The organism is Sphingobacterium suaedae, assembly GCF_042684625.1.
In the GTDB taxonomy this organism is placed as follows: Bacteria; Bacteroidota; Bacteroidia; order Sphingobacteriales; family Sphingobacteriaceae; genus Sphingobacterium; species Sphingobacterium suaedae.
Genome location: NZ_JBHULR010000002.1, coordinates 108,116 through 131,843, shown reverse-complemented (window position 1 = coordinate 131,843; position 23,728 = coordinate 108,116). Strand labels below are relative to the sequence as shown.

Below are 23,728 nucleotides of genomic sequence, written 5' to 3'. Positions count from 1 at the left end.
CTCTTATTTGAAGTTAATATTCAGACCGAATGTGAACGTTCTGCTTTTTGGATAAGCAGAATAGTCTACGCCGGGCGTAAGGGCGGCATATGCACTACTTCGGGTAGTTGAGACTTCCGGATCATATCCCGAATAACTGCTCCAAACAAATGCGTTGTAGACTGTTCCGAAAACACGCAGTGAAGAAATACCAATCTTAGAGGTAATGTGTTTCGGCAGGGTGTACCCCAGCGTAACCAGAGAAAGGCGTAAAAAAGATCCATCTTCAATCGCGTCAGTCGTGAGTACGGGCGACGCTGTTCCCATTGAGAACGGCGACCAGATTTTTGCATCTTTGTTCAATTCAGCCAATTGGTCCAGCTCCGTCACTAGTTGTCCCGCATCATCCACGTATTTAAAACGATCATCCGAATTCATCCGGTCGGAAATATTCCCGAAGGTCGTTCGATACAGCATATTGTACTGAATACGACCTGAGTTGTATATATCATTCCCATAAACCCAGTTAAAGAATGTGCTGAGGTCGAAATTTTTATAGCGGGCATTGAAGCCAAAGCCTCCAGAGTGCTTCGGCAGAGTATTACCGATCACCCGGCGATCGCCATCTGCTGTGATTTGTCCGTCTCCGTTTAAATCCTTCAATTTCATTGTTCCTGGACGGATGCCGATTGTTCCTCCCAAAATCCCTTGTGAAGAAGCAATTCCATCCTTCAATGTATAAGAGCTTCCTCCATTGTACGAAGCGAAGTCATCCACGGTGTAGAACCCGTCTGCCTCATAGCCGTAAACCTGACCGATGGTTTCGCCTACATTGAACAGGAAATCATCCTGTGTTTTCAGGTCTGTACCAGCCCAGTTGGACTGTAGAATACGCTGGTTGTTTCCATCCAGTTTCTCGATCTTAGGAATATTCCTTCCGATATTAAAAGAAAGAGTAAGGCCATAGTCTGCCTTTTCTATTATAGGCGCGGTCAAACCGATTTCGAAACCTTGGTTCGATGTCTCACCTAAGTTGATCAGCTGTTTGGTGAATCCCGAGTGAGGAGGAATTTCATTATCGATGATTAAATCCTTCGTCGTATTCTTATATACGTCGATAATCGCCGAAAGCTTGTTGTTAAATAAACTAAAGTCTAATCCCAGGTTGCGGGACACTGTTGTTTCCCATCTCAAGTTTGGATTCGGTAGTGAAGTATTGAGGATATTGTAGTACGTCTGATTGATATCTCCCGCGCCGTACGGTCTATTTTGAGATGGCCCGAACAGGAATCGCCAGGCATCATTCGCAATTCGGTTATTTCCTGCCTCACCATAGCTTACCCGTAGCTTCAAGTCGTTAACGAAACTGACATCCCGCATAAAGGATTCTTCTTTAATCTTCCAGGCAAAAGAGGCCGAAGGAAAATACCCCCAACGTTTTGTAGGGGCAAACTTGCTACTGCCGTCTGCTCGCAGCGTTCCGTAGATTACATACCGGTCTAAAAAGGAATAATTTAACCTTCCGAAAAAAGAAACGAAATCCTCACCTCGTACTTCATACGTTTCCATGCGTTCAGGTGTTCCAAGTGCGAGGTTTGCGAACATCACTTCCGGCGTGACATTTTCATCGAAATATTTTGCCCTGTTTAGCGAGTTTCGTCCTGTTGTAAAGCTGATTTCGTGACCGAGCAACGCATTCAGGTCATGCTTGTCATTTTTTATAACTTTATAATTGGCCGTATTGACAAAGCGGTAACGATCCGACTCGGTTTGTTCCAATTGGCCCAACGGCAGGTTCAAGCCGACGTTTCGAGACTCTCCGGTTAGTGGACCCCAATAGCGCTTGGCATTCCCGTTGCGCAACGTGACGGCCGCCTCCGAACGAATATTCAGTTTCTTCCAAGGGGTATAATTTAATGCGGCCCCTAAACTGAAGTCTCTTGTTTTTCGTTGTCTATAGTCTTGTTTTGTGAGTTCGATCGGGTTAATCAGGCTACGGAGGAAATTATCGTAATCGTCTTCACCGTCGATAATTTCCACCGGATCAATGACCATATAATCAACCAAACCGTTTATAGGACGCGTCTGGATACCGTCTGAAATACGAACGCTGGAAGACCCGGATGTTCCCGCACCATCAATAACATTATTTGTGTATCGAGCGGAAAGATCGAGTTTTAGATTTTTATAAAGTTCGTGGTTTAGTTTAAAGTTAAAATAGTACCGTTTCTGTCCCGAGTTGAGCATAAGTCCTTCATCGTCGTTGTAGGTTGTATTAAAGCCTAACTTTGTTTTCTCCGTTCCTCCAGAAATGGAAAGGTTATGCTGGCTCGAGCGGATTGCCCCGCCGAAAAGTTCTTGCTGCCAATTCGTTCCAGCCTGATACTTATACAACTCCAGATCGTCGTATTCTCCAAAAAATTTTTTAAAGTTTGTGTATTCACTCGATGTCGTTCCACGAACTAGGCCATGCTCGTAATGCAGAAGGGCAAACTCGTAGGGCGACAAAACACCTAATTCTTTAGGCATGTATTTGCTTTGAAAAAAGTTATTGTAATTGACGCTGGTTTTCCCTGCTTTCGGCGATTTAGTAGTGACAATAACGACACCGTTGGCCCCTTTTGAGCCATAAATTGCTGTTGAAGATGCATCTTTCAAAACATCGATGGATTCGATGTCTGTTGCAGAAATATCATTGATATTGTCCACAATGAAGCCGTCCACTATATAGAGAGGGGCGTTATCTTGCGTTATAGATCCTCCTCCACGGACGCGGATAACGATTTCTGCTCCCGGCGCACCGTCGACGGTTGTAACTTGAACACCGGGCAGTCGGCCGGTAAGCGCTTCCGCTACGTTTACTACGGGAGCCTTTTCCAATTCTTTCCCTTTGATAGAACTCACGGCGCCCGCCAGGTCTTTCCGGGAGACGGTGCCATAGCCGATCACGACGACTTCTTCTAAACCGGCGGCATCTTCTTGAAGCGTGACGATTAGATTATCCTGGCCCGCGGCAACTTTCTCCGCAGCAATATATCCGATCGAAGAAAAAACTAAGGTGTCTTGTGCAGAGGCAGCCTCAATGGTGTACTTGCCGGCAGCATCCGTACTGGTTTGTAAAGGCCGGCCCTTAATTTTCACAGTGACTCCTGGCATCGGTCGGGCATCCGGCCCATATACCACCCCCTGTATTTTTTTTTGCTGTGCCAAGGCAAGCTGGGTTAGTGAGAGCAGCACAAGTAGCGCGTTAATTCTCCTCATAATAGTGTAGATAAAGATTTTAAACTGGTTACGTTTTACTAAAGCGCTATAGACCATCATTGGCTTATACACCTTAATTTATTTTAATTCATTTGTGGATTATAACAGATTCAAATTGGCGAAACACAAAATTCAACTCTTTTCAATTCTGGGTTATATCTTGTTAGCGTTAATATCCTATACAATAATACTATTCTAAGCAAGGTAAATATCCATTTCACCTCGTAAAAAACTACGCAAACGTTGCCGGCAACGTTTGCAGGACAGCACAGGACAGTTTAATAGTAACAACCGGTTGCATTACAGTAAAGATACGGTTTGACATATTTTATAACGCACTTATTTTGTTTTTTAGTCAAAATCGGCTCATATTACCTCGCTAAATCGTTATATTTACATTGCTACTTTACCGTTAGCTACCACAACTATGCAAAAGAGCCAATTCCTTGTTTTTTTTCTCCTGCTTTTTATACAGCGTCCGGTATCTGGCCAAGATAGCGGAAATTTTAAACCCGTACACTTGCGATGTGAGCATATGGTACGTCCCCTTGGCCTTGACGCTCGAACGCCTCGTTTAAGTTGGCGTTACCAAACAGACCGCAACGGCGCAAAGCAATCAGCTTACCGGATTATGGTATCCACCGATTCGCTGGGATTGGTACACGATAAGTCGAATTGCTGGGATACGGGAGAAAAAGCTTCCGCAGATATGCTGGTCGCGTATGCGGGCATACCCTTGCTACCGTATACGCGCTACTTTTGGCATGTCGAAGCTGTAGACGAAAATGGAAAAAAAAGTAAATCGGCAATATCGTCATTTGAAACGGGCATTCTTGACAAGAATCAATGGAAGGGTGCATGGATATCCGATGGACATAACCGGGAGTTCCATCCCGCCCCTTACTTTCGGAAAGTCTTTAAATCGCCAAAACCGATAAAATCAGCCCGCGTTTATATCGCTGTTGGAGGGCTTTACGAACTATTTATAAACGGTATCCGCATCGGCGACAGTCACCTTAATCCCATGTATACACGCTACGACCGGCGGATTTTATATGTGACCCACGATATAACCGAACAAATCCGAGCTGGAGACAATGCAATTGGCGTCTTATTGGGCAATGGATGGTACAACCATCAATCGAAAGCAGTGTGGGATTTTGACCAAGCACCATGGCGCAACCGCCCCGCATTCTGTATGGATTTGCGGATTTTGTACGTCGACGGAACACACGAAACCATTTCTACAGGATTAGATTGGAAAACCGCGACGGGCGCTTTACAGTTTAACAGCATTTACACGGGTGAACATATTGATGCAAGACTCGAACAAAAGGGATGGAATACAGCACATTTTGACGATTCGGATTGGCACGGTGTTCGGCTGCGTTCAGCGCCAGCTTCCATCATCAAATCGCAGCAGCTGCAACCCATACGGCATGCCAAGACGATCACAGCGCAATCATACAAACACTTAAACGATAGCACGTACATTTTTGACTTCGGTCAAAATATGGCCGGCATGACGGCACTTCGCGTTCACGGGCCTTCCGGCACCCGTATTCAGGTAAAGCATGGGGAACGTTTAGCAGAGGATGGACGTATTGATCTGTCGAACATTGACGTGTATTATCGGGGCGATAAATTAAGGGAGCCATTTCAAACCGATATCTTCACGCTGAGCGGCACACTAGATACCTTTAGAAACCGTTTTAATTATAAGGGTTTCCGCTATGTAGAAGTCCTGAGTTCTGTCCCCATTAACCTCGACAAAGGGTCATTAACAGCCTATTTCACACACAGTGACGTGGATGCTGTCGGGCAAATTAAGTCGTCTAATCCGATAATCGAGCGGTTGTGGAAGGCTGCCAACAACTCCTATTTATCTAATCTAATGGGCTATCCCACGGACTGTCCACAACGAGAGAAGAATGGATGGACAGGAGACGGCCATTTCGCCATCGAATCGGCATTTTACAACTTTGATGCCATTACGATTTATGAAAAATGGCTTGCCGATCACCGTGATGAGCAGCAACCCAACGGCGTTCTTCCAGATATTATCCCCACAGGTGGATGGGGCTATGGTACAGATAACGGACTGGACTGGACAAGTACCATCGCGATTATCCCGTGGCACATTTACCTGTTTTACGGTGATAGCAAAGCGCTAGCTGATTGTTATGAGGCCATAAAACGCTACGTCGATTACGTAGACCGAATAAGTCCAGATCATCTGACGAGCTGGGGCAGAGGCGACTGGGTGCCGGTGAAATCTACGTCCAACAAAGAACTGACTTCTTCCGTTTATTTTTACGTTGATGTCCATATTTTGGCACAAACTGCTAAATTATTTGATAAACAGGCGGATTATTTCTATTACAGTTCCTTAGCCGAAAAAATAAAAAGTGCCATCAACTCAAAGTACCTAAATAAAGACACTGGCTTGTATGCCACGGGTACCCAAACGGAATTAAGTGTCCCGTTATACTGGGGCGTAGTACCTCCGGATGTACGACAGAAGGTTTCTGACAACCTCGCAGAAAAGGTCGTACAGAATAACTTTCATCTTGATGTCGGTGTGCTCGGCGCCAAAGCGTTACTAAACGCTCTGAGTGAAAATGGACATACTGAAACAGCTTATCGCGTAGCCGTCCAGCAGACTTACCCATCGTGGGGGTGGTGGATTGCGAATGGAGCAACGACGCTACTTGAGAACTGGGATCTACAAGCAACCCGGGATATCTCCGACAACCACATGATGTTCGGCGAAATTGGTGCGTGGTTCTACAAGGGGGTAGGAGGGATATATCCTGACGCCGCCTCTCCTGGCTTCAAACATATCGTACTAAAGCCATATTTTGCAGCGGACCTGGAACAATTCGAAGCAAAACACCGCTCGCCTTTTGGCGAAATCTGTTCCTCTTGGACACGGAAGAAAGCGAAAATACAGTATACGGCAATTGTTCCTCCCAACTGTTCGGCCACGCTGTATCTTCCAGCTCCCTTCCCGCAAAAAGAACCTATAAAGGTTACTGCAGGTATACATACCTGGGAGTGCCCTCTCAAAAATTAGGCTCATTTTCTCGGCTGCTTAAAGCACGGGAAAATGAGCCTTCACACCTGGTCTGATCTGCTAATAGCCGAGGTTCTGATACATCCGTGCTGGATCTAGCTTATATTCGTCAAATGGAATAGGATAATAGCGGTCTTTCACTGTGATGTTGGATAATTTTGCATTTCCATAATCCGCCTGGTTCTTCTGCTTAAAATAGGAAACTAGCTCTTGTGCATCGTAGTTGCGGATAAGATCGAACCAACGATGGTTTTCGAATGCTAGTTCAACACGACGTTCGTGAAGTATAGCATCCTTAAGGGTCGGGTATTTACCGTTATACGCCGCGTTCTCCCGAGATTCCGCGTAGGTGGGGAGTCCTGCCCGTTCGCGTACTTGATCCAACAAAGCGACAGCTTCAGCTTCTTTACCCAAATGCATTTTGACCTCAGCCAACAAAAGCATCACGTCGGCATAACGAATCAATATCCAGTCATTCCCTCCCCACCCTTGAGAGCCCGCTTCATCACTGTTGTCCCGGAATTTGGTTATAAACCAATCGTTTACTTGCGGATCTGAAGCGAATTTAATGGAAAATGACTTCCGGATATCACCTTCTTCGTAGTCGTTGACTAAGTCCTGTTTGACATTACCACCGCTTCCCGTTGAGGGATATTTCGAATTGACCGTCTCGCCACGCGCCTGGTTATTCCTGGCAATGCTGGAACTGTAGTTTTGGTCGCCCTGTAAATACTGGACTTGAAATACCAGCTCCTCACACGTACTTTTTGCGGACACATCGAACACTTGCGAATAGGGAATTTCGCTAAGCTTACCAAAAGCTCTCATCTGGTAGGAAGCTGTGAGATGGCTTTCGGCTAAGGTGAACAGCTCGGTGTTATTGACGTCTTGTAATGTCGCGCCCATAGTCAGATATACGTGTCCCAAAAGTGCGTTAATAGCCGCCTTTGACGCTCTGCCAACGGCATATTCCGATTGCTTATCGGGCAAATTGCTTGACAATCCGTCTTTTAAGTCGGTAACAATCTGTTGATAAACAACTGATTCTTTTTCCCGAAAAGCTACCGCGGCAGCCTCCTCCTTCGAGGTAATTTCCTTAGTAGATAATGGGACATCACCGAATTTTCTGACCAAATGGAAGTACAGCAGTGCGCGAACAAACTTAGCTTCGGCCATGTAGCGCAATTTTGTGCTCTGGTCATCGAAAGTGACTTGGTCTATCCTAGAAAGCAACGTGTTACACCGAGCGATACCATCGTACATATTGGCCCAGTGTGTCCGTAAATAAGAGTTACTTGGTAATATAGAAAAGTCATTGAACTGAAACGGTTCGCCGGCATTGGACTGATTGTCATCCCGTCCGGTGTTGTCTGATCTTTCCTCACTGTAAAGCGTGCTGCCCTCACCAATATTACTTCCGGATCTCAGTGCCTGATAGATTCCATTAACGGCTAGTAAAACGTCATTTTCGGTTTCGAAGTATTTGTCAACCGTGACGGCATTGGGATCCAACTGGTTAAGGAAATCCTGCTTACAGGATGCCAAACTCCATATCAAGAACAGTATTAAATATCTTTTTTTCATTTTCATCTCTATTTTAAGCGCTATTGAACTGTACTTTTCTTTAAAATGTTACTTTAAGGCCCAAATTATACCCCCTTACAAGCGGGTACAACCCATAGTCCACTCCCGGTGTAAGATTACCGCGCTGGTCATAGTCGGGTTCTGGATTATATCCCTTATACTTGGTTATAGTGAATGGATTTTCGACGCTAGCGTATATACGAACACCTGATAACTTCAATTTCTGACTTAGTCCTTGGGGCATGTTGTACCCTAAAGTCACGTTCGTCATTCTGAGAAAAGAACCATCTTGGAGATAAAAGGTGGAAAGACGCGTACTGTTGCTTTGCGTCCCGGCCCGGGAGGCACGGTATACAGATCCATTACCGGGGTTGTTAGAAGATCTCCATCGTTGGGCGACGTCTGCATATTGATTACCGGATCCTTCCATATTATACAGATAATAGTCATACCCATCCAAAACTTTATTTCCCTGAGAGCCATTAAAAGATGCCCGAAGGTCAAATTGTTTGTAGCTTGTGTTTATCGCAAAGCCGTATGTAAAATCGGGGTGTGGACTGCCGATGACACGCTTATCTTCATCATTGACGACGCCATTGCCGTCGACATCCTCGAAATATAAATCTCCGGGCTGAAGTGGATTACTCGATGCTGCCGATGGGGCTACCGTTTTGTAATTGTCCTCGGTGGCTATTCCCAAGACCTTGAACCCATAAAACATACCGATGGGGCTTCCTTCCTGTGTAACATGTGTGATGTATGATCTTTCCGCTCCATTGGTCAAGATTGTCGAAGCGCCTCCAAGATCTAGAACCTTATTCCTATTTACATTCACATTTCCACTGAATCCCAGTTGAAAATCTTGCCGACGGATGATTGTCGCGTCCAATTGAAGGTCAAAACCTTTATTCTGGACCTTGCTGTCCGGCAGATTGGTTAAGATGGTCTGAGCTCCCGAAACCGCTGAAATAGGCTGTCTGAAAAGTAAGTCAAAAGAACTACTTAAATAAAAATTCGTCATTAAGTTAATCCGTCCATTAAGGAACCCGAGATCCAAGCCCACGTTGTACTGCGAGGTAGACTCCCATCCCAATGCCTGATCTTTAATATCTTCCGGCCAGTATCCGGTCTCTACGCCATCTCCGATAATCACACCACCTGGGGAGCTCATCGTAGTCAACGCATTATACTCTCCTATGTTATTATTTCCGCTTAATCCCCAGCTGGCCCGAAGCTTAGCACTGGAACCATTTCCCAGCCAGTCGGTATAGAACCCTTCATTAGAAAGCGTCCATCCAGCAGATATGGACGGAAATGTTCCCCACTTGGTTTGAGGGCCAAATCTGGACGAACCGTCGGTCCTGAACGACGCGGAAAGAAAGTATCTGGAGTCGTAGTTGTACATAAGGCGACTGAAGTAGGATTGTAAAGTAACCGCATTCTTGTATGCCTCTCTCAACTGGAAGTTCGAAGGGTCAGCTCCCTTATCTGAAATTTCCCCGATTTTGTCATTCTGAAACCCATTGGCCCGTAATGATATAAAATCAATATCGGTACGCTGTGCTGAATACCCCAACAGCGCATTCAACTGATGTTTTTCTCCTAACGACTTGTTGTATGTCAACGTCGTCTCCATCAGTTTATCTATCTCGCCTCTAGTCCTTGCATCAGCATATGCCGCGGTAACCGCCTGATCCGAAAAGGGAGGATTATTGCCACTCGATATACTTGTCGGCCTGAAATAATCATATTTTTCGTCATATGTGCTAAGACCACCGTTTACTTTCAAATTCAGTCCATCAATAATCTTCAAATCCGCGTATGCATTATATAATCCACGCTTACCTCGGCGATTATTCTTGATCTTGGTTACATAGGCCAACGGGTTTTCCGGATTCTGAATACCATAATTATTAGCCGACATATCGGCCATTAGGTATTGAGCATAACTTCCGTCTTCATTATAAACAGGTAGCGTGGGCAAATATATTAAAGCAGCCATTGATGGGCTTTGATCATACCGACCTGTTGTTACTTCATTGTTATCGTTGTAGGTAAATGAAACATTCGCACCTACAGTAAGGCGATCTCCAACTTTGGAGTCAACATTTGCTCTAAAATTGAAGGTTTGCTGGTCCGTCCCAAGCATAATCCCTTTTTGATCTTGGTATGACCCGCTCAAAAAGTACCTGTTCTTGTCATTCCCTCCATACGCAGAGAGATTGTGACGCTGAAACGGAGCATTTCTGTACAGGGCATCTTGCCAGTCTGTATCGTACTTAGCTTGTTTGGCCGTGCCTGTTGTAAAATCGTAATAGTCTTCGGGAATGGACACGGAACCTGCGTTGCGGACACGTCCAACGCGGGTTTTGTTGTCGTCCAATCGCATATCGTCCGTCCAGGTCCCACCTTGGCTAACGACGAGATCCTTGTAGGCATTGTTCCGTCCGTCAATAATTAGATCGATAAACTCTTCGGCGTTCAGCAAATCTACCTTCTTCGACAGCTGTCCGAATCCCGTTAACACTTCATAATCGACATTACTGCGCCCTTCCGTTCCACGTTTGGTGGTGATCAAGACAACACCCCCAGCGGCCCGGGAACCATAGATAGCCGCAGATGCTGCATCTTTCAAGACGTCAATCGTCTCAATATCGTTGGGATTAATATTTAAGTTATTTCCTGCCGGATAGCCGTCGATTACGTACAACGGATTTGATCCCGCATTGATCGATCCAATTCCGCGCACCCGAATCTTTGTTCCGTCATATGGCGCACCGCTGGTTTGCATAACCTGCACTCCTGCCACCTTACCGACGAGTGCTTGAGAAAGTTTTGGTGAGGCCAGATTTAATTCTTCGGCCTTTACGCTGGCAATCGCTCCGGTTACATCGGACTTTCGCACACGTTGATAGCCGATAGAAACCATTACCTCTTCAATTTCTTGATTCTTCACGCCCAAGGTTAGTGTTATCTGTTGCGTAGTATTCACCAACTGTTCCTTAGGGGCGTAGCCAATGAAGCTGACGGAAATGGAATCACCAATTTTACCGGGCAGCGAAAAGCTTCCATCAGCTGCTGTTTGCGCACTCTGCCGTGTCTGTATATTGGTGATGGTCGCACCTGCGACAGGATTGCCATTTTCATCAATTACTTTTCCCCGAAGTAGTTCTTGATTTTCAATAAAATTGCGCGCTGAAATATTTCGCTCGTTAAAATGCGCCACAGCAGGCGAAGCCACCGTTAACGAAAGCAAAAGCCAAAGAAGTTTGGTTGGTTTAGGATACATGTTTTTGTTGATTGTATTTGCCGCAAACCTACCAGTCTAATGTTATCTATGGGTTAATTTCCTTTTATAAAATGGTTAGCTAAAACGAATTATTGACTCCATAAAATGATTATACAGGCAACGACCGCGTATTAGTGTATGCCATCCTGATGGCTTTATACATATTTTTTGACGTTCGGATTTTAACAGCATTTCTTTGTATTAATTTCGTTTTCGTCAAATTCGTATTAACGTCGGAGATGTTGCAACTTCCGGTGCGGAATGGCATACAAGAACTCCTGATCTTTCTTGTTTCACGTGAATCTTATTTAGCAAAACTCGCACCGACTCTCTTAGGTTTTTAAGAGTTGAAATTCGTTAAATCAAACAATCAGTATATAGGATGTAGTCGTAAGCGGTGACTAATTTTTCCGTGGACCTTAGATCGTTTAAAAGTCCTCGGTGGCTGCACTAGGACAGAGCAGCTTGAGATAATCTTATTTTCTTAGTCGAATGAAAAGGTATTTGGTCATCATGCAAACGTTGCCGGCAACGTTTGCACTCTTTTTTTAGTTTATTATCTACGTAATTAGCATTCAAATACTTATCGTTGTAAAAGCATAGCTAATAAACCGAATATAAACTTCAGTCCTTTCGCATGAAACAGCTCATCATATTGATAATATCCGTCTTTTTTGCCGTACAAGTTTTCGGACAAAAAAACTATGTTCAGATGGCAGATTCTGAAATGAAACGTAATCCTGAAGCATGGATGCTTGACTTTTCAAAGACATTGAAATGGAACTATTGCCATGGCTTGGTGATGCAATCTATATTACAAGTTTATAATAAAACAGACCGTCCAAAATATTATGACTATGTATATGATTATGCAGACACAATGGTGAACATTGACGGAACCATAAAGACATATAAACCGTTGGAGTATAATATAGACCGTGTCAACACGGGGAAAATTCTTTTTCCTGTCCTGAAGAAAACAAATCAGGAGCGATTTAAAACAGCTTTAGATCTTCAACGCGAGCAAATGCGAACACATCCCAGGACAAAGGATGGAAGCTTCTGGCATAAAAAAGTCTATCCTCATCAGGTATGGCTAGATGGACTTTATATGGCAGGACCTTTTTTGGCACAGTACGCAAAGGAAAATAAGGAAACAACATTATTTGACGATGTGGCCTTACAGATTTTGGATGTTCGGAAATATTTGTATGACGCGCAAACCGGCCTGTACTTCCATGGATGGGATGAGAGCAAAGAGCAACGTTGGGCAGATCCTAAAACCGGTCGTTCGCCACATTTTTGGTCGCGTAGCATAGGTTGGTACATGATGGCCATCGTCGATGTATTGGATTTTCTACCCAAAAATCATAAGGATCGACCTGCAATCATCAAAATCCTACAGGAACTGTCTGCTTCCATTGAAAAATTTAGAGATCCCAAAACAGGTATGTGGTACCAGGTTACGGACTTAAGCGACAGAGATGGGAACTATCTAGAGTCCACAGGGTCTATTATGTTTATTTACACATGGATCAAGGGTGCTCAATGCGGCTATTTAGACAAGCATTATTTGAAGAAAGGGGAACAAGCATATGACCAGTATTTAAAAAGGTTCGTGAAGACGGAAACAGATGGAAGCCTATCCATCACCGATTGTTGTTCAGTGGCAGGATTGGGAGGCGAAAAGAACTATAGAGACGGGAGCTTTGAATATTACATTTCCGAGCCGATCCGCGATAATGATCCTAAGGCTGTAGGGCCTTTCATTATGACAAGTGTTTTATTGGATAGGTAAAGAATGCCAGACTATATCCTTTACTTATGTCACTTCAAATCTATGACTTATGCGCAAACAGTCGTCTAAAGACATATATTTTTATGCCGCGGGGCAATATCCGAAAGACCATAGTATCGGCATTTATCCATTGACCTTATTTGAGAAACTACATCAAAAATTTTTATAAACTAATTATGATTAAAGTAATTTTCTATCTTTTGCTTTCGTTTGTTCCTATCGCTTTGACTGCGCAATCGGCTATTCCTGTAAAGCCCCGCATACTTATAAGCACGGATATTGGAGGCACGGATCCAGATGACAATCAATCGATGGCTCATTTTTTAATGTACAGTGATCTTTTTGAAACCGAAGGCCTTGTTTCTTCACCATCTTATGGCAGCGGGAATGTGTCAGAAATATTGCGAATGATTGATCTGTATGAAAAGGATCTACCCGAATTAAAAAAGCATTCCGATACCTTTCCGTCACCCGATTATTTGCGTTCTGTTAGCAAACAGGGAAGACGTGGAGCTGCTCCTTACCGTGGATACATGACTGCTACTGAGGGATCTGACTGGATTATCAAATGTGCCCGAAAAAAAAGTGACCGACCTTTATGGGTTTTAGTATGGGGGGGATTAGATGACGTGGCTCAAGCTTTACACGACGCTCCCGACATTCAGCACAAAATAAAAATATATTGGATAGGTGGGCCGAATAAAAAGTGGAGTACCAATAGTTATGCCTACATTGTCGAGCATTTCCCAAATCTTTGGTTCATCGAAAATAACGCTTCCTATCGTGGATTCATTGCCAACTATAAACAAATGGATGAATTTAATGGTAAATACTATGACACATATATCAGTGGCGGTGGTAATCTCGGCGAAGACTTTAAAAATTACTTAGAAGGAAATACTAAATTGGGAGATACGCCGTCTTGCTTTATATGATGGACGGCGACCCGAATGATCCTACAAAAGAATCATGGGGTGGTAGCTTTGTGAGGTTCACACACAGTCCAAAAATTATATTCGACAGACCAACAACAAAGCAAGGTACCGTTAAAATCTATTCGATCATGGAGTTTCGTATTAAAGGCCCCAAAATAGACATTCCATCAGACTCGATCTGCATACAAATGACAATTAATAAGCAAACTTGGGATGGATTTTATTTAGGAGATGGGATTTATGCTGTAAGACATGCTACCTACGCGCTTGGGACAATGCCGTATACCATCGTTTCGGATATCCCCAATTTCCCGAAGCAGAATGGTGAAATAACTATTGAGAATATCTGGCCGGGCAGCGCCAGTGAAACAGATTACAAATTGGGAGATAACTGGTTTACAGATAAAAGCGATGAAGAGTTTTTCGATAAAAACCTTCACGGTTTCAAAACCGTATCTAAATGGCGTATTGACGCCATGAGAGATTGGGCTGAACGTTGGTCTTGGCTCCGATGATAACTTTCATCGCTCATTAAGAATGGGTTTGTAGCGATAGCGCCAAAAGTCTATCTGTATTTAATCATTTTATTCGCTATTTCCTTTTAAAATCATAACAACACATGAAAAGCCTTCTTATATTCTTAAAGCTTGTTTTTATCACGTTGTTAGGATCAGCACAGAGTGACATTCCGGCTTTTCCGGGAGCGGAAGGTTTCGGACGCTATGCTACCGGAGGACGCGGAGGAGTAGTATATCACGTAACCTCATTAGAAGACAGCGACGAACCGGGCACATTTCGCTTTGCGATCTCTCAAAAGGGCACTCGTACGGTAGTGTTCGATGTGGCAGGAACTATTTTCCTGAACAGCCGTTTAAATATCATCAACGGCAATCTGACCATTGCTGGTCAAACAGCGCCAGGACACGGGGTTTGTATTGCACGCCACCCTGTATCAGTTAGCGCAGATAATGTGATTATTCGTTATATGCGTTTTCGCGTAGGTAACGAAGGAGGTGAAGAACCGGACGGACTAGGAGGTTCCAAAAACAAGAATGTCATCATCGATCACTGTTCTATTAGCTGGTCGGTTGATGAAACTTGTACGTTCTATGGTGGTGAAAACGTAACAGTACAATGGTGCATGATTTCTGAAAGCCTTCGTACTGCCGGACATGCCAAGGGAAAACATGGCTACGGCGCCATTGTAGGCGGGCACCGATCTTCATTCCATCATAATCTGATGGCTCATCACGAAAGTCGAATGCCGCGTCTGGGCCCTCACGTTTCGACCCAAGAGCGTGAATATGTGGATGTACGCAATAACGTGTTTTATAACTGGGCGGGAGCTGGATGTTACGGTGGTGAAGGAATGCACGTAAATATTGTAAATAATTATTACAAACCCGGTCCCGCGACGCCGAGCAATAGCCGCGTCCGTTACCGTATTGCAGCTATCGGCGTTCGTACTTCCAAATATGTAACCGGAAAGAACGGCCAAGCTAATGCCTGGAAACCTATGGAACATATTTGGGGACGCTTTTATGTAACCGGAAATGTGATGGAAGGAGACAAGGAAACAACCATAAATAATTGGCCGAAAGGAATATACGATCAAATTGAAGACAAAAATGACAATACCTTTAACGAACAGGTAAAAAAAGAAATACGTCTTATCTCGCCGTTGGAAACTGATGTGGTTACTACCCATTCCGCTCGGGAAGCATATCGCTTAGTTGTGCAATATGCAGGGTGTTCAAAACAACGCGACGTCATTGACTTGCGAATCGCTGAAGAAACACAAAATGGAACAGCGACTTACTTTGGCAGCATCTCTTCAGACGCTGAAAATTATCCCGGACTGATAGACGTTCCCGATGATGCAAAGCCAGCCAATTCCGCAAGCGCATGGCCCGATTTGAGTAACAAAGGCATTAACCCAGAGTTTCTGAAAGATTCCGACGGCGACGGTATGCCGGATTGGTGGGAAAATAAAAACAATTTTAATCCGGACGATATTTCAGACAGCAATACTATAACATTGAGCAAAGACGGCTATACCAACCTAGAAGTCTATCTAAACGGTTTAGTAGATGAAATTACACAGAAACAAGATTTTTTATGAATAAAATTCTTTCGCTATGGCTAGCTTTTTTAAGCAGCCTAAATACAACAAATGCTCAACAATTAGCTTTTCCAACGGCCGAAGGCTTCGGCGCCCACGCCCAAGGTGGAAGAGGAGGTAAGGTGCTCTATGTCACTAATTTAAAAGACGACGGGGAAGGTAGTTTGCGTTGGGCGCTAGAGCAAAATTGCGCCAGGACGGTGATTTTCGCTGTCTCGGGAAATATCAATTTAAAAAAACGTATAACTATAACACATCCCAAAATTACTATCGCAGGACAAACGGCTCCCGGTGATGGTATTTGTTTGTGTGGTGAAACTATAGTAATAGCTACAGACGATGTCATTGTTAGACATATTCGTGTACGTTTAGGAGACGCTAAACGTGGTGCAGGAAGCAAACAGGGAAAAGATGCCATTTCAATCTCAAAAGGAAAAAATATTATTATTGACCATTGTTCAGCAAGTTGGAGCCTAGACGAAAATTTATCAGTTTCAGCAAGTACTCCTACTTTAAATAATGTTACCGTTCAATGGTGTTTTATTACTGAGGCTTTAAATCCGGATAACCACGGGTTTGGTTCTTTAATCCGCGGTACAGGTGGTGCAAAGTACAGTTTTCTGAACAACTTATATGCAAGTAACAGAGGCCGTAACCCAAGGCCTGGGAATTATAACTCCAATCCATATACAGAAGACCCAGAAGGACTTTTGTTAGATTTTAGAAATAACGTCCTTTATAATTGGGGGGGAGCCCATGCTGGTTACAATGCAGATAAAGTAAGTGTAACCCGCCTTAATTATGTTGGCAACTACCTAATTCCGGGGAGAGATTCAAAAGCAAAAGGGAAGGCTTATTCGACGGGCTCTCCATACGATAAAAGCTATTTTTTTGGAAATTACTACGATGGACAAAGCCCGGAAAACCAATGGGACCTTGTAGAGTTTAGAAAGGATTGGAATAACGAACAGATTGAAACTTATAAACAAAATCATCCTTTTGAAACACGGCTAGTAAGCACAAAAGATGCTATAGAGGCTTACAGTAGGGTTTTAGAGTTTGGCGGTGCAATACTGCCAAAACGCGATACCGTCGATGAGCGTATTGTAAAATCCATTAAAAATCGGACAGGCAAGATTATTAACAGCCAAAAAGAAGTAGGGGGGTGGCCAGAACTAAAAAGTAAAAAGGCTCCGAAGGACTCTGACCAAGATGGTATGCCTGACGATTGGGAAGACAGTAATAAACTCAACAAATTCAATCCAAATGACAGAAACAATATTATACCTGCTGGTTACACCATGTTAGAAAAATACTTAAACAGTATAAGCTGAAAAGAATCATGTAGATTATCTACGAGATAAACAAACTCAAAAAACAATCAGTAATGCGAAAAAGTCTAAGGTTAGCTTCTTCCAACAGTGTATTTATCTCGTGGCTCCGATTCTAATATTGAACACGGTTTAATAAAACTAACACATCATAATTTAATAAAAATATAACAACAGTATTTACTAAATTTACCACATCAACGTTTGAGAACAAAAGCACATCAGTGTTTGATAAACGAATAACGATATGGCAACACCGCGAGAACGATTTCTAGACGCCCTAAAGTTTCTACAGCAATTGCAAGAAAAAGGGGCAATAGGCATCCATACGGATGACATTCCTAATCGTAAATACCGTGAAATCCTGACCAAGAATGGATTTATCAGGGAAGTCGCCAAGGGTTGGTATATCGCTACCGATCCAGGAGCGAAGGATGGCGAAACCACAGCCTGGTATAGTTCGTATTGGGATTTTATTGCGGTATTCCTAAATCATAGATATGGGGACAACTGGTGCCTCTCAGCCGACCAATCTTTATTGATCCATGCGGGCAATCAATCTGTACCGCAGCAGTTACTTATTCGTTCTCCTCACGGAAATAACCATCCAAGTGCATTGCCGCACAACACATCTCTTTTCAATCTACGGGGAGAACTACCGTCAGCGAATCAGCTTGTCGTGACCGATAATGGGATACGAATGTACAATCTACAGTCCGCTCTCATTTACAGCGCCGCAACCATCTACACGAGAAATGCTATAGATGCCCGTACTGCGTTGTCATTAATAAGGGACGCATCTGAACTCCTGCCCATACTACTCGAAAAAGGTCATACTACACTGGCAGGGCGACTGGCAGGAGCTCTCCGAAATATCAATAGGGGAAGAATTGCCGACCAGATTATAGATACCTTTAAGCAGGCGGATTATGATATTCGCGAAGAAGATCCATTCGAAATTAAAATCGATCTGAAATTACCTGCCCGCGAACGATCCCCATATGCCACCCGTATGCGGTTGATGTGGGAGCAGATGCGAGAAGTGGTCATACAGAACTTCCCTAATTCGCCGGGACTACCAGAAAATAAGGAAGCTTTCCTAAAAGAGATCGACGATATCTACGTCACTGATGCCTACCACTCCCTCTCCATAGAGCGCTATCGTGTAACGCCCGAAATGATTGAGAAGGTAAGTTCTGGAAAATGGGATACCAAAGAGAATGAAGAGGATCGCAAACAGCGCGATGCAATGGCAGCAAGAGGTTATTATCAGGCATTCCAGTCCGTCAAGGAAAGTATCAACTCCATATTGGGTGGAGCAAATGCGGGAATGCAGGTAGACAAAGACCATTCGAAATGGTATAGGCAACTTTTCGATCCGTGCGTGACTGCAGGTTTGTTGAAAGCCGCTGATCTAGCTGGATATCGCAACAATCAGGTTTATATCAGCAATTCCAAGCACGTACCCTTAAATGTTGACACCATGCGTGATGCGATGCCTGTATTGTTTGAATTACTGGAAGAAGAAACAGAAGCATCTGTTAGAGCTGTTTTAGGACATTTCATATTTGTATTCATTCACCCTTACATGGATGGCAACGGAAGGATGGGACGTTTTTTAATGAATGCCATGCTTGCATCGGGCGGATATCGATGGGCGGTCATTCCGGTGGAAAGACGAGATAAATATATGCATGCACTCGAACAGGCCAGTGTTGAACAAAACATCGAGCCTTTCACAAAATTTATCGGTTACTTGGTAGAAGAAAGCCTAAAGGGTAAAACGGTTGCTGAATTACCAAAAAAATAAAACACCATAATTAATGTTATGTGTATTAGTGTGGAAAAAAATGAAATGTTAAAACTTTTTAAACTCTAAAACTTATTTACCTTTGCAGTACAGAGTTCATCTTTCATTGTGAAAGAAGGAGATCGGGAAACGCATAGCCAAGATGTTATGCGTTTTCTGCTTTATAACAATTGTGGTAACCTCCTTTATATTTCCTTATATTTTATCCCCCTTAGAATCTTTCCCTTCCAATCTATGTGCACCTAATAAATAATACGCTAGTTTATTGCGTAATGGCTCTAAAACTATAACATATTTTTCATCAATATCATAAATATATGTTCTGTCACCTTCAGGTTCCTTAACGGAAAAATGAAGCTTTTATCAAGGTTCAACTAAAAAACATCCCTATTACCATTGTCGAGGAAGATGTAAGACGAGAATCAAAGCTCCTCCTCTCAATGAGCGTTATCAGCAGGAACTTCAGCATTTGATACTTTCAAGGAAAGCTGTAGATATATTCAATTGTGTTCTGGAAGACTGGAATACAAATACACAGAAAGCAGAGTACCTTCAAGAGCGGCAGCAGGTAGTGAGGAGACTACACGAACAGGAACTGACGTTATCCCAAACTAGGAAGCTGTTCATCGCAGCTGTATTAAAACTCGATGACTATAGCGAATAAAAAAGAGTATCGTGTTAATTCCAAGTGCCTGAAAAAAGAACTCAGCGATATTAATAAGAAATTGAAAAGTATTGATAAGCAACGGCAACAGGGAGATCGGCCAATTGTAACTTTTCTTCAGGGATTTTCAAGCATGGATGCGACTGACAAAAAACATCTCGTCAATCTAATCCCACCTCTTAGGGTCGATTACCAAACAGGAGATATGTCATTGGATCTGAACACGGCATTGTCAAAAATATAATAAAAAAACACCAACTAAGGAAATGAGTTTTATAGATAAAAAGGTTTCGGATAAACGGGCAATCGCAACATTAGCAAAAAACGGTATCCAAGTGAGCGAGGAGGAAACTGATGTTATACTGGATTTTCTCTATCTTGTCGCAAAGAACTACAACAAACCAGAAGAGGATCTAGAAGTCGAATCCCTAAGAAGAAATCGAACTTTGGAAAAAAGGCCATAACGACATCAAAAACTAGGTTTTTCAGACAATACTACACAATAGGCTAAAAATCTTGGCTACAAATATCGAACTATAAATGACCCGACACTAACATTTTGGGCTACAGATTTTTATTGGCATTAAAAAAGGAGATAACCGTTATACGGTGTCTCCTTAAGTAGGGCAAGTTGCGGAAGGTCGAACCTCATTGGAGACTTTAAAGCTATAACAAAAGCAAGAAATACATCCAAATGAACACCTAATTTAAGTATGTCCATTTTTGAATAAAAAATGGACATATCCTAAAAATATGTCCATTTTATTTCATTACTTTGTATATATGTCCAGTATCAGGTTAAATTTGAACATAAATGGCATACGATAGAAAAAAACCTTTCAATGATCTTCCTCCCCTGCCTCCGCAAAACATTGGCGATGACGTAGATATTCTGAAAAAACTGGTCACGGCATCCAGAGCATTGGCAGGGGTAAATAGTAATGTACGGCGTCTGCCCAATCCCTATATGCTGGTCAATACGATTGCTCTTCAGGAAGCCAAAGCGTCATCTGCTATAGAAAATATCTTTACAACAGAAGACGAGCTTTATAAAGCTGTGTCGGATACCGTTCAGGAAAAAAATGCCAATCCTGCCACAAAAGAGGTTTTGAGGTATAGGGAAGCACTTTGGGAGGGATATCAACGTGTAAAGGAAAAAAACGATATCGACCTTGAAAGTATAATTGCTATTTTCCGACAGATCAAAAATACATCTGGCAGCATACGGCCAGCACATACATTGACGGTCATTCAACGTGGACAAAGCGAATTTAGATCAGGGGAGATTATATACACTCCTCCAAGAGGAGTCGGTCTTGTAGAACGACTAATGGGAAATCTATTGGACTATCTGAATGATGATAAGCTGTCCGACACTGACCCATTACTCAAAATGTGTATAGCACACTATCAATTTGAAGCCATACACCCTTTTCCTGACGGAAATGGTCGTACAGGTCGGATATTAAACCTGCTCTACTTGGTCAATCAAGGCCTCTTGGATCAACCGGTCTTGTATCTTTCCAAATATATCATCGTACACAAAGATGATTATTATTATAATTTAGGTGCCGTTACTCAGCGTGGGAGTTGGAAACCATGGGTACTCTATATGCTAGATGCAGTCGAAAAAACAGCATTTTTAACCAATCAACTCATCAACAGTATACTGGATCAGATGGAAACTACATTGGAATACGGTAAGTCAAATATCAAATGGTATAATAAAGAAGTAAATGAACTGCTGTTTAGTCAACCCTATATCAAACCAAAGTTGATCGGCGACATACTACAGATGTCTTCCAGAACAACTTTGACAAAATATGTCAATGAACTTGTCGCAGCGCGAATACTCACACCGTCAAAAGAAGGACGAGAAGTTTTTTATATCAATGACGATTTGATTCGTATATTGGAAGGACAATAGAGTATCTACCATAAAGTACCTTAAAAAAAAGAAAGCCTATGGTTCGACTTTCCTTAAAAAGTAGCGGGGAGTCGGGGAGTGTAAAACAAACAGTCTCAAGTAGTGTCTCCTAAGTAGCCCCGAGCAGAATCGAACTGCTATCAAATGTTTAGGAAACATCTATTCTATCCGTTGAACTACGGGGCCATTCCTCATTGCGATGAGTTAAGTACAAAAATAGGTTTTTTATTGATTTTTCTAAATAAAGATAATCTATACATTACACTATTAAGTTATAGATTTTATAGATATATCATTGAGTTTTTTGATTATTTCCTGCCGATAAAAAACGTAATTTTGTAGCACAAAAAAAGAAAGAAAAAGTATTATGAGTTTTACAGGTAAAAATTTCCCTAACATCACAGTTGACGCAATTGATTATTTAGGCGATAACTTCCAAATCAATTTATTCGAGCAGGCACAGAAAGAAGGAAAGAAAATCCTTTTGTTCTGGTATCCTAAAGACTTTACATTTGTATGCCCTACGGAATTGCATGCTTTCCAAGAAGCTTCGGAAGAATTCGCTAAAAGAAACACTATCCTCGTGGGTGCGTCTTGTGATTCCGCTGAAGTTCACTTTGCTTGGTTAAACACCGCCAAAGACAATGGTGGCATCGAAGGTGTGGAATATGCCTTAATTGCCGACACAAATCGTAATCTGTCAAGTGTATTAGGCATTTTGGAAATGAAAGAAGTAGAGCATCCTGAATACGGTACTTTAGTAGAAGGGTCAGCTGTAAGTTACCGCGCAACATATTTAATCGACGAGACGGGCAAGGTATTCCATGAGTCTGTAAACGATATGCCACTGGGACGCAATGTAAAAGAATACATCCGCCTGATCGATGCATATACACACGTCCAAAAACATGGAGAAGTATGTCCCGCAAACTGGGAAGAGGGCAAAGATGCCATGAACGCAACACGTGAAGGTGTAGCTTCTTATCTATCTGCCAACTAATAATACACGCTTAAACTATATAGGAGAGAAGTTCTTTCTCTCCTACTTAAAACTAAAGAATATGTTACAAGAATTAGAAAACGACTCTTTACAAGAGCTTGTTAGTAGCGATGATGTCGTTGTTGTGCAGTATTCGGCCTCTTGGTGTGGAAACTGTAGGATTATGAAACCAAAGTTCAAAAAACTAGCTGCAGAGAATGACAATGTTTCATTTGTCATAGTCGACGCCGAAAAATTTCCTGAATCTAGGAAGCTTGCAAACGTTAACAATCTTCCAACTTTCGCCGCTTTTAAAAATGGCAAATTGATAAATCAGGTACAAACAAACAAAATTGACGGATTAGTAGATTTAATACATGAAGTTACCAGTAATTAAGCACCTACTCGATTTTATAGAGCAGAATGACGCTGATTTCGTACTAGAGACTATTGAAACACTAGAATCTCTAACTGAGGTGCCCTCGCTAAAAGATGAGGAATTAGATGTGATCGGCGAATTGATTTCGAATATGTACGGAGCTATCGAGGTCGATAAGCTAATAAAAGAAGGGGCTTCCAAAAAAGATGCATTAAACGGCTTTATGCAGCGCGTTTTAGGATCAATCGATAAATAACTTATCGGATTAAACTTGCTATCACTTACAACGAGAAGCTTTGGTGTTTATAACTTGCTTAATGTGGAAAAGTATTTACTCCAGCTCCCGACAATTCCTAGGAATAAATCCTATTTTTACTAGTACTAAAGGTTACTATTTTAAAACTGTCGACTGTTACCATTTGGTTTTTTCAAAATTCACAGGGTTGAATTGGAAGTTTTAGACAAAGATTTTTAATTGTTGGTAAAAGGAATCAAATGGCGATTTGGTTCCTTTTATTTTACAGCCAAGATTGCTACAAAAGTTTTACGGCATTTTGACTACGCGACCTTAAATTATTTTCTATTTTTAGTCTC

General features: G+C 42.5%; 16 protein-coding genes and 1 tRNA gene. 13 read left to right on the top strand and 4 right to left on the bottom strand.

Features of this window, described 5'->3' with window-relative positions; genetic code table 11:
- Positions 1-3: 3 nt before the first annotated feature.
- Entirely contained in the window at positions 4-3,240 is a 3,237-nt protein-coding gene (locus tag ACFSR5_RS02925; protein WP_380900537.1) for a SusC/RagA family TonB-linked outer membrane protein, read from the bottom strand.
- Between the two features lie 427 nt (positions 3,241-3,667).
- Here ACFSR5_RS02925 and ACFSR5_RS02920 point away from each other — a divergent pair, with 427 nt between their 5' ends.
- The gene (locus ACFSR5_RS02920) at positions 3,668-6,316 is read left to right on the top strand and encodes an alpha-L-rhamnosidase (protein ID WP_380900535.1); all 2,649 of its coding nucleotides are present in this window, start codon (positions 3,668-3,670) and stop codon (positions 6,314-6,316) included.
- A 60-nt stretch (positions 6,317-6,376) separates the two neighbouring features.
- On the opposite strand, the gene ACFSR5_RS02915 is transcribed toward ACFSR5_RS02920, so the two are convergent.
- Both ACFSR5_RS02915 and ACFSR5_RS02910 read right to left on the bottom strand, forming a co-directional pair.
- Entirely contained in the window at positions 6,377-7,900 is a 1,524-nt protein-coding gene (locus ACFSR5_RS02915) for a RagB/SusD family nutrient uptake outer membrane protein (RefSeq protein ID WP_380900533.1), read from the bottom strand.
- Between the two features lie 40 nt (positions 7,901-7,940).
- The gene (locus ACFSR5_RS02910) at positions 7,941-11,189 is read right to left on the bottom strand and encodes a SusC/RagA family TonB-linked outer membrane protein (RefSeq protein WP_380900531.1); all 3,249 of its coding nucleotides are present in this window, start codon (positions 11,187-11,189) and stop codon (positions 7,941-7,943) included.
- Between the two features lie 712 nt (positions 11,190-11,901).
- Between ACFSR5_RS02910 and ACFSR5_RS02905 the strand changes: the two genes are divergently transcribed.
- From ACFSR5_RS02905 to ACFSR5_RS02865, 9 genes are all read left to right on the top strand, one after another.
- Positions 11,902-12,987 carry a glycoside hydrolase family 88/105 protein gene (locus ACFSR5_RS02905; protein WP_380900529.1) on the top strand — a complete coding sequence of 362 codons (1,086 nt, stop codon included), beginning with the start codon at positions 11,902-11,904 and terminating at the stop codon, positions 12,985-12,987.
- 176 nt (positions 12,988-13,163) lie between these two features.
- Positions 13,164-13,922 carry a DUF1593 domain-containing protein gene (locus tag ACFSR5_RS02900; protein WP_380900527.1) on the top strand — a complete coding sequence of 253 codons (759 nt, stop codon included), beginning with the start codon at positions 13,164-13,166 and terminating at the stop codon, positions 13,920-13,922.
- Positions 13,919-14,437 carry a DUF5060 domain-containing protein gene (locus ACFSR5_RS02895; RefSeq protein ID WP_380900525.1) on the top strand — a complete coding sequence of 173 codons (519 nt, stop codon included), beginning with the start codon at positions 13,919-13,921 and terminating at the stop codon, positions 14,435-14,437. Before ACFSR5_RS02900 ends, ACFSR5_RS02895 begins: the two co-directional genes overlap by 4 nt.
- A 104-nt stretch (positions 14,438-14,541) precedes the next feature.
- On the top strand, positions 14,542-16,044 hold the full coding sequence (locus tag ACFSR5_RS02890) for a pectate lyase family protein (RefSeq protein WP_380900523.1): 1,503 nt from the start codon (positions 14,542-14,544) through the stop codon (positions 16,042-16,044).
- On the top strand, positions 16,041-17,378 hold the full coding sequence (locus ACFSR5_RS02885; RefSeq protein ID WP_380900521.1) for a pectate lyase family protein: 1,338 nt from the start codon (positions 16,041-16,043) through the stop codon (positions 17,376-17,378). The genes ACFSR5_RS02890 and ACFSR5_RS02885 overlap by 4 nt, the downstream gene beginning before the upstream one ends.
- 244 nt (positions 17,379-17,622) lie before the next feature.
- Positions 17,623-19,185, top strand: a complete 1,563-nt coding sequence (locus tag ACFSR5_RS02880) for a Fic family protein (RefSeq protein WP_380900519.1) — start codon at positions 17,623-17,625, stop codon at positions 19,183-19,185.
- Positions 19,186-19,832: 647 nt separating this feature from the next.
- The gene (locus ACFSR5_RS02875; protein ID WP_380900517.1) at positions 19,833-20,093 is read left to right on the top strand and encodes a hypothetical protein; all 261 of its coding nucleotides are present in this window, start codon (positions 19,833-19,835) and stop codon (positions 20,091-20,093) included.
- 22 nt (positions 20,094-20,115) lie between these two features.
- Entirely contained in the window at positions 20,116-20,313 is a 198-nt protein-coding gene (locus ACFSR5_RS02870) for a hypothetical protein (RefSeq protein ID WP_380900515.1), read from the top strand.
- Between the two features lie 350 nt (positions 20,314-20,663).
- The gene (locus ACFSR5_RS02865; protein WP_380900513.1) at positions 20,664-21,776 is read left to right on the top strand and encodes a Fic family protein; all 1,113 of its coding nucleotides are present in this window, start codon (positions 20,664-20,666) and stop codon (positions 21,774-21,776) included.
- Positions 21,777-21,890: 114 nt separating this feature from the next.
- On the opposite strand, the gene ACFSR5_RS02860 is transcribed toward ACFSR5_RS02865, so the two are convergent.
- Positions 21,891-21,962 (bottom strand) — tRNA-Arg (locus tag ACFSR5_RS02860).
- Between the two features lie 181 nt (positions 21,963-22,143).
- Here ACFSR5_RS02860 and ACFSR5_RS02855 point away from each other — a divergent pair.
- From ACFSR5_RS02855 to ACFSR5_RS02845, 3 genes are all read left to right on the top strand, one after another.
- On the top strand, positions 22,144-22,776 hold the full coding sequence (locus ACFSR5_RS02855) for a peroxiredoxin (protein WP_380900511.1): 633 nt from the start codon (positions 22,144-22,146) through the stop codon (positions 22,774-22,776).
- 61 nt (positions 22,777-22,837) lie between these two features.
- Positions 22,838-23,152 (top strand): thioredoxin family protein, encoded by a 315-nt coding sequence (locus ACFSR5_RS02850; protein ID WP_380900509.1) that lies wholly within the window; start codon positions 22,838-22,840, stop codon positions 23,150-23,152.
- Positions 23,133-23,390, top strand: coding sequence for a DUF6952 family protein (locus ACFSR5_RS02845; RefSeq protein ID WP_380900507.1), 258 nt, complete (start codon positions 23,133-23,135; stop codon positions 23,388-23,390). The genes ACFSR5_RS02850 and ACFSR5_RS02845 overlap by 20 nt, the downstream gene beginning before the upstream one ends.
- The last annotated feature ends 338 nt before the right edge of the window (positions 23,391-23,728 follow it).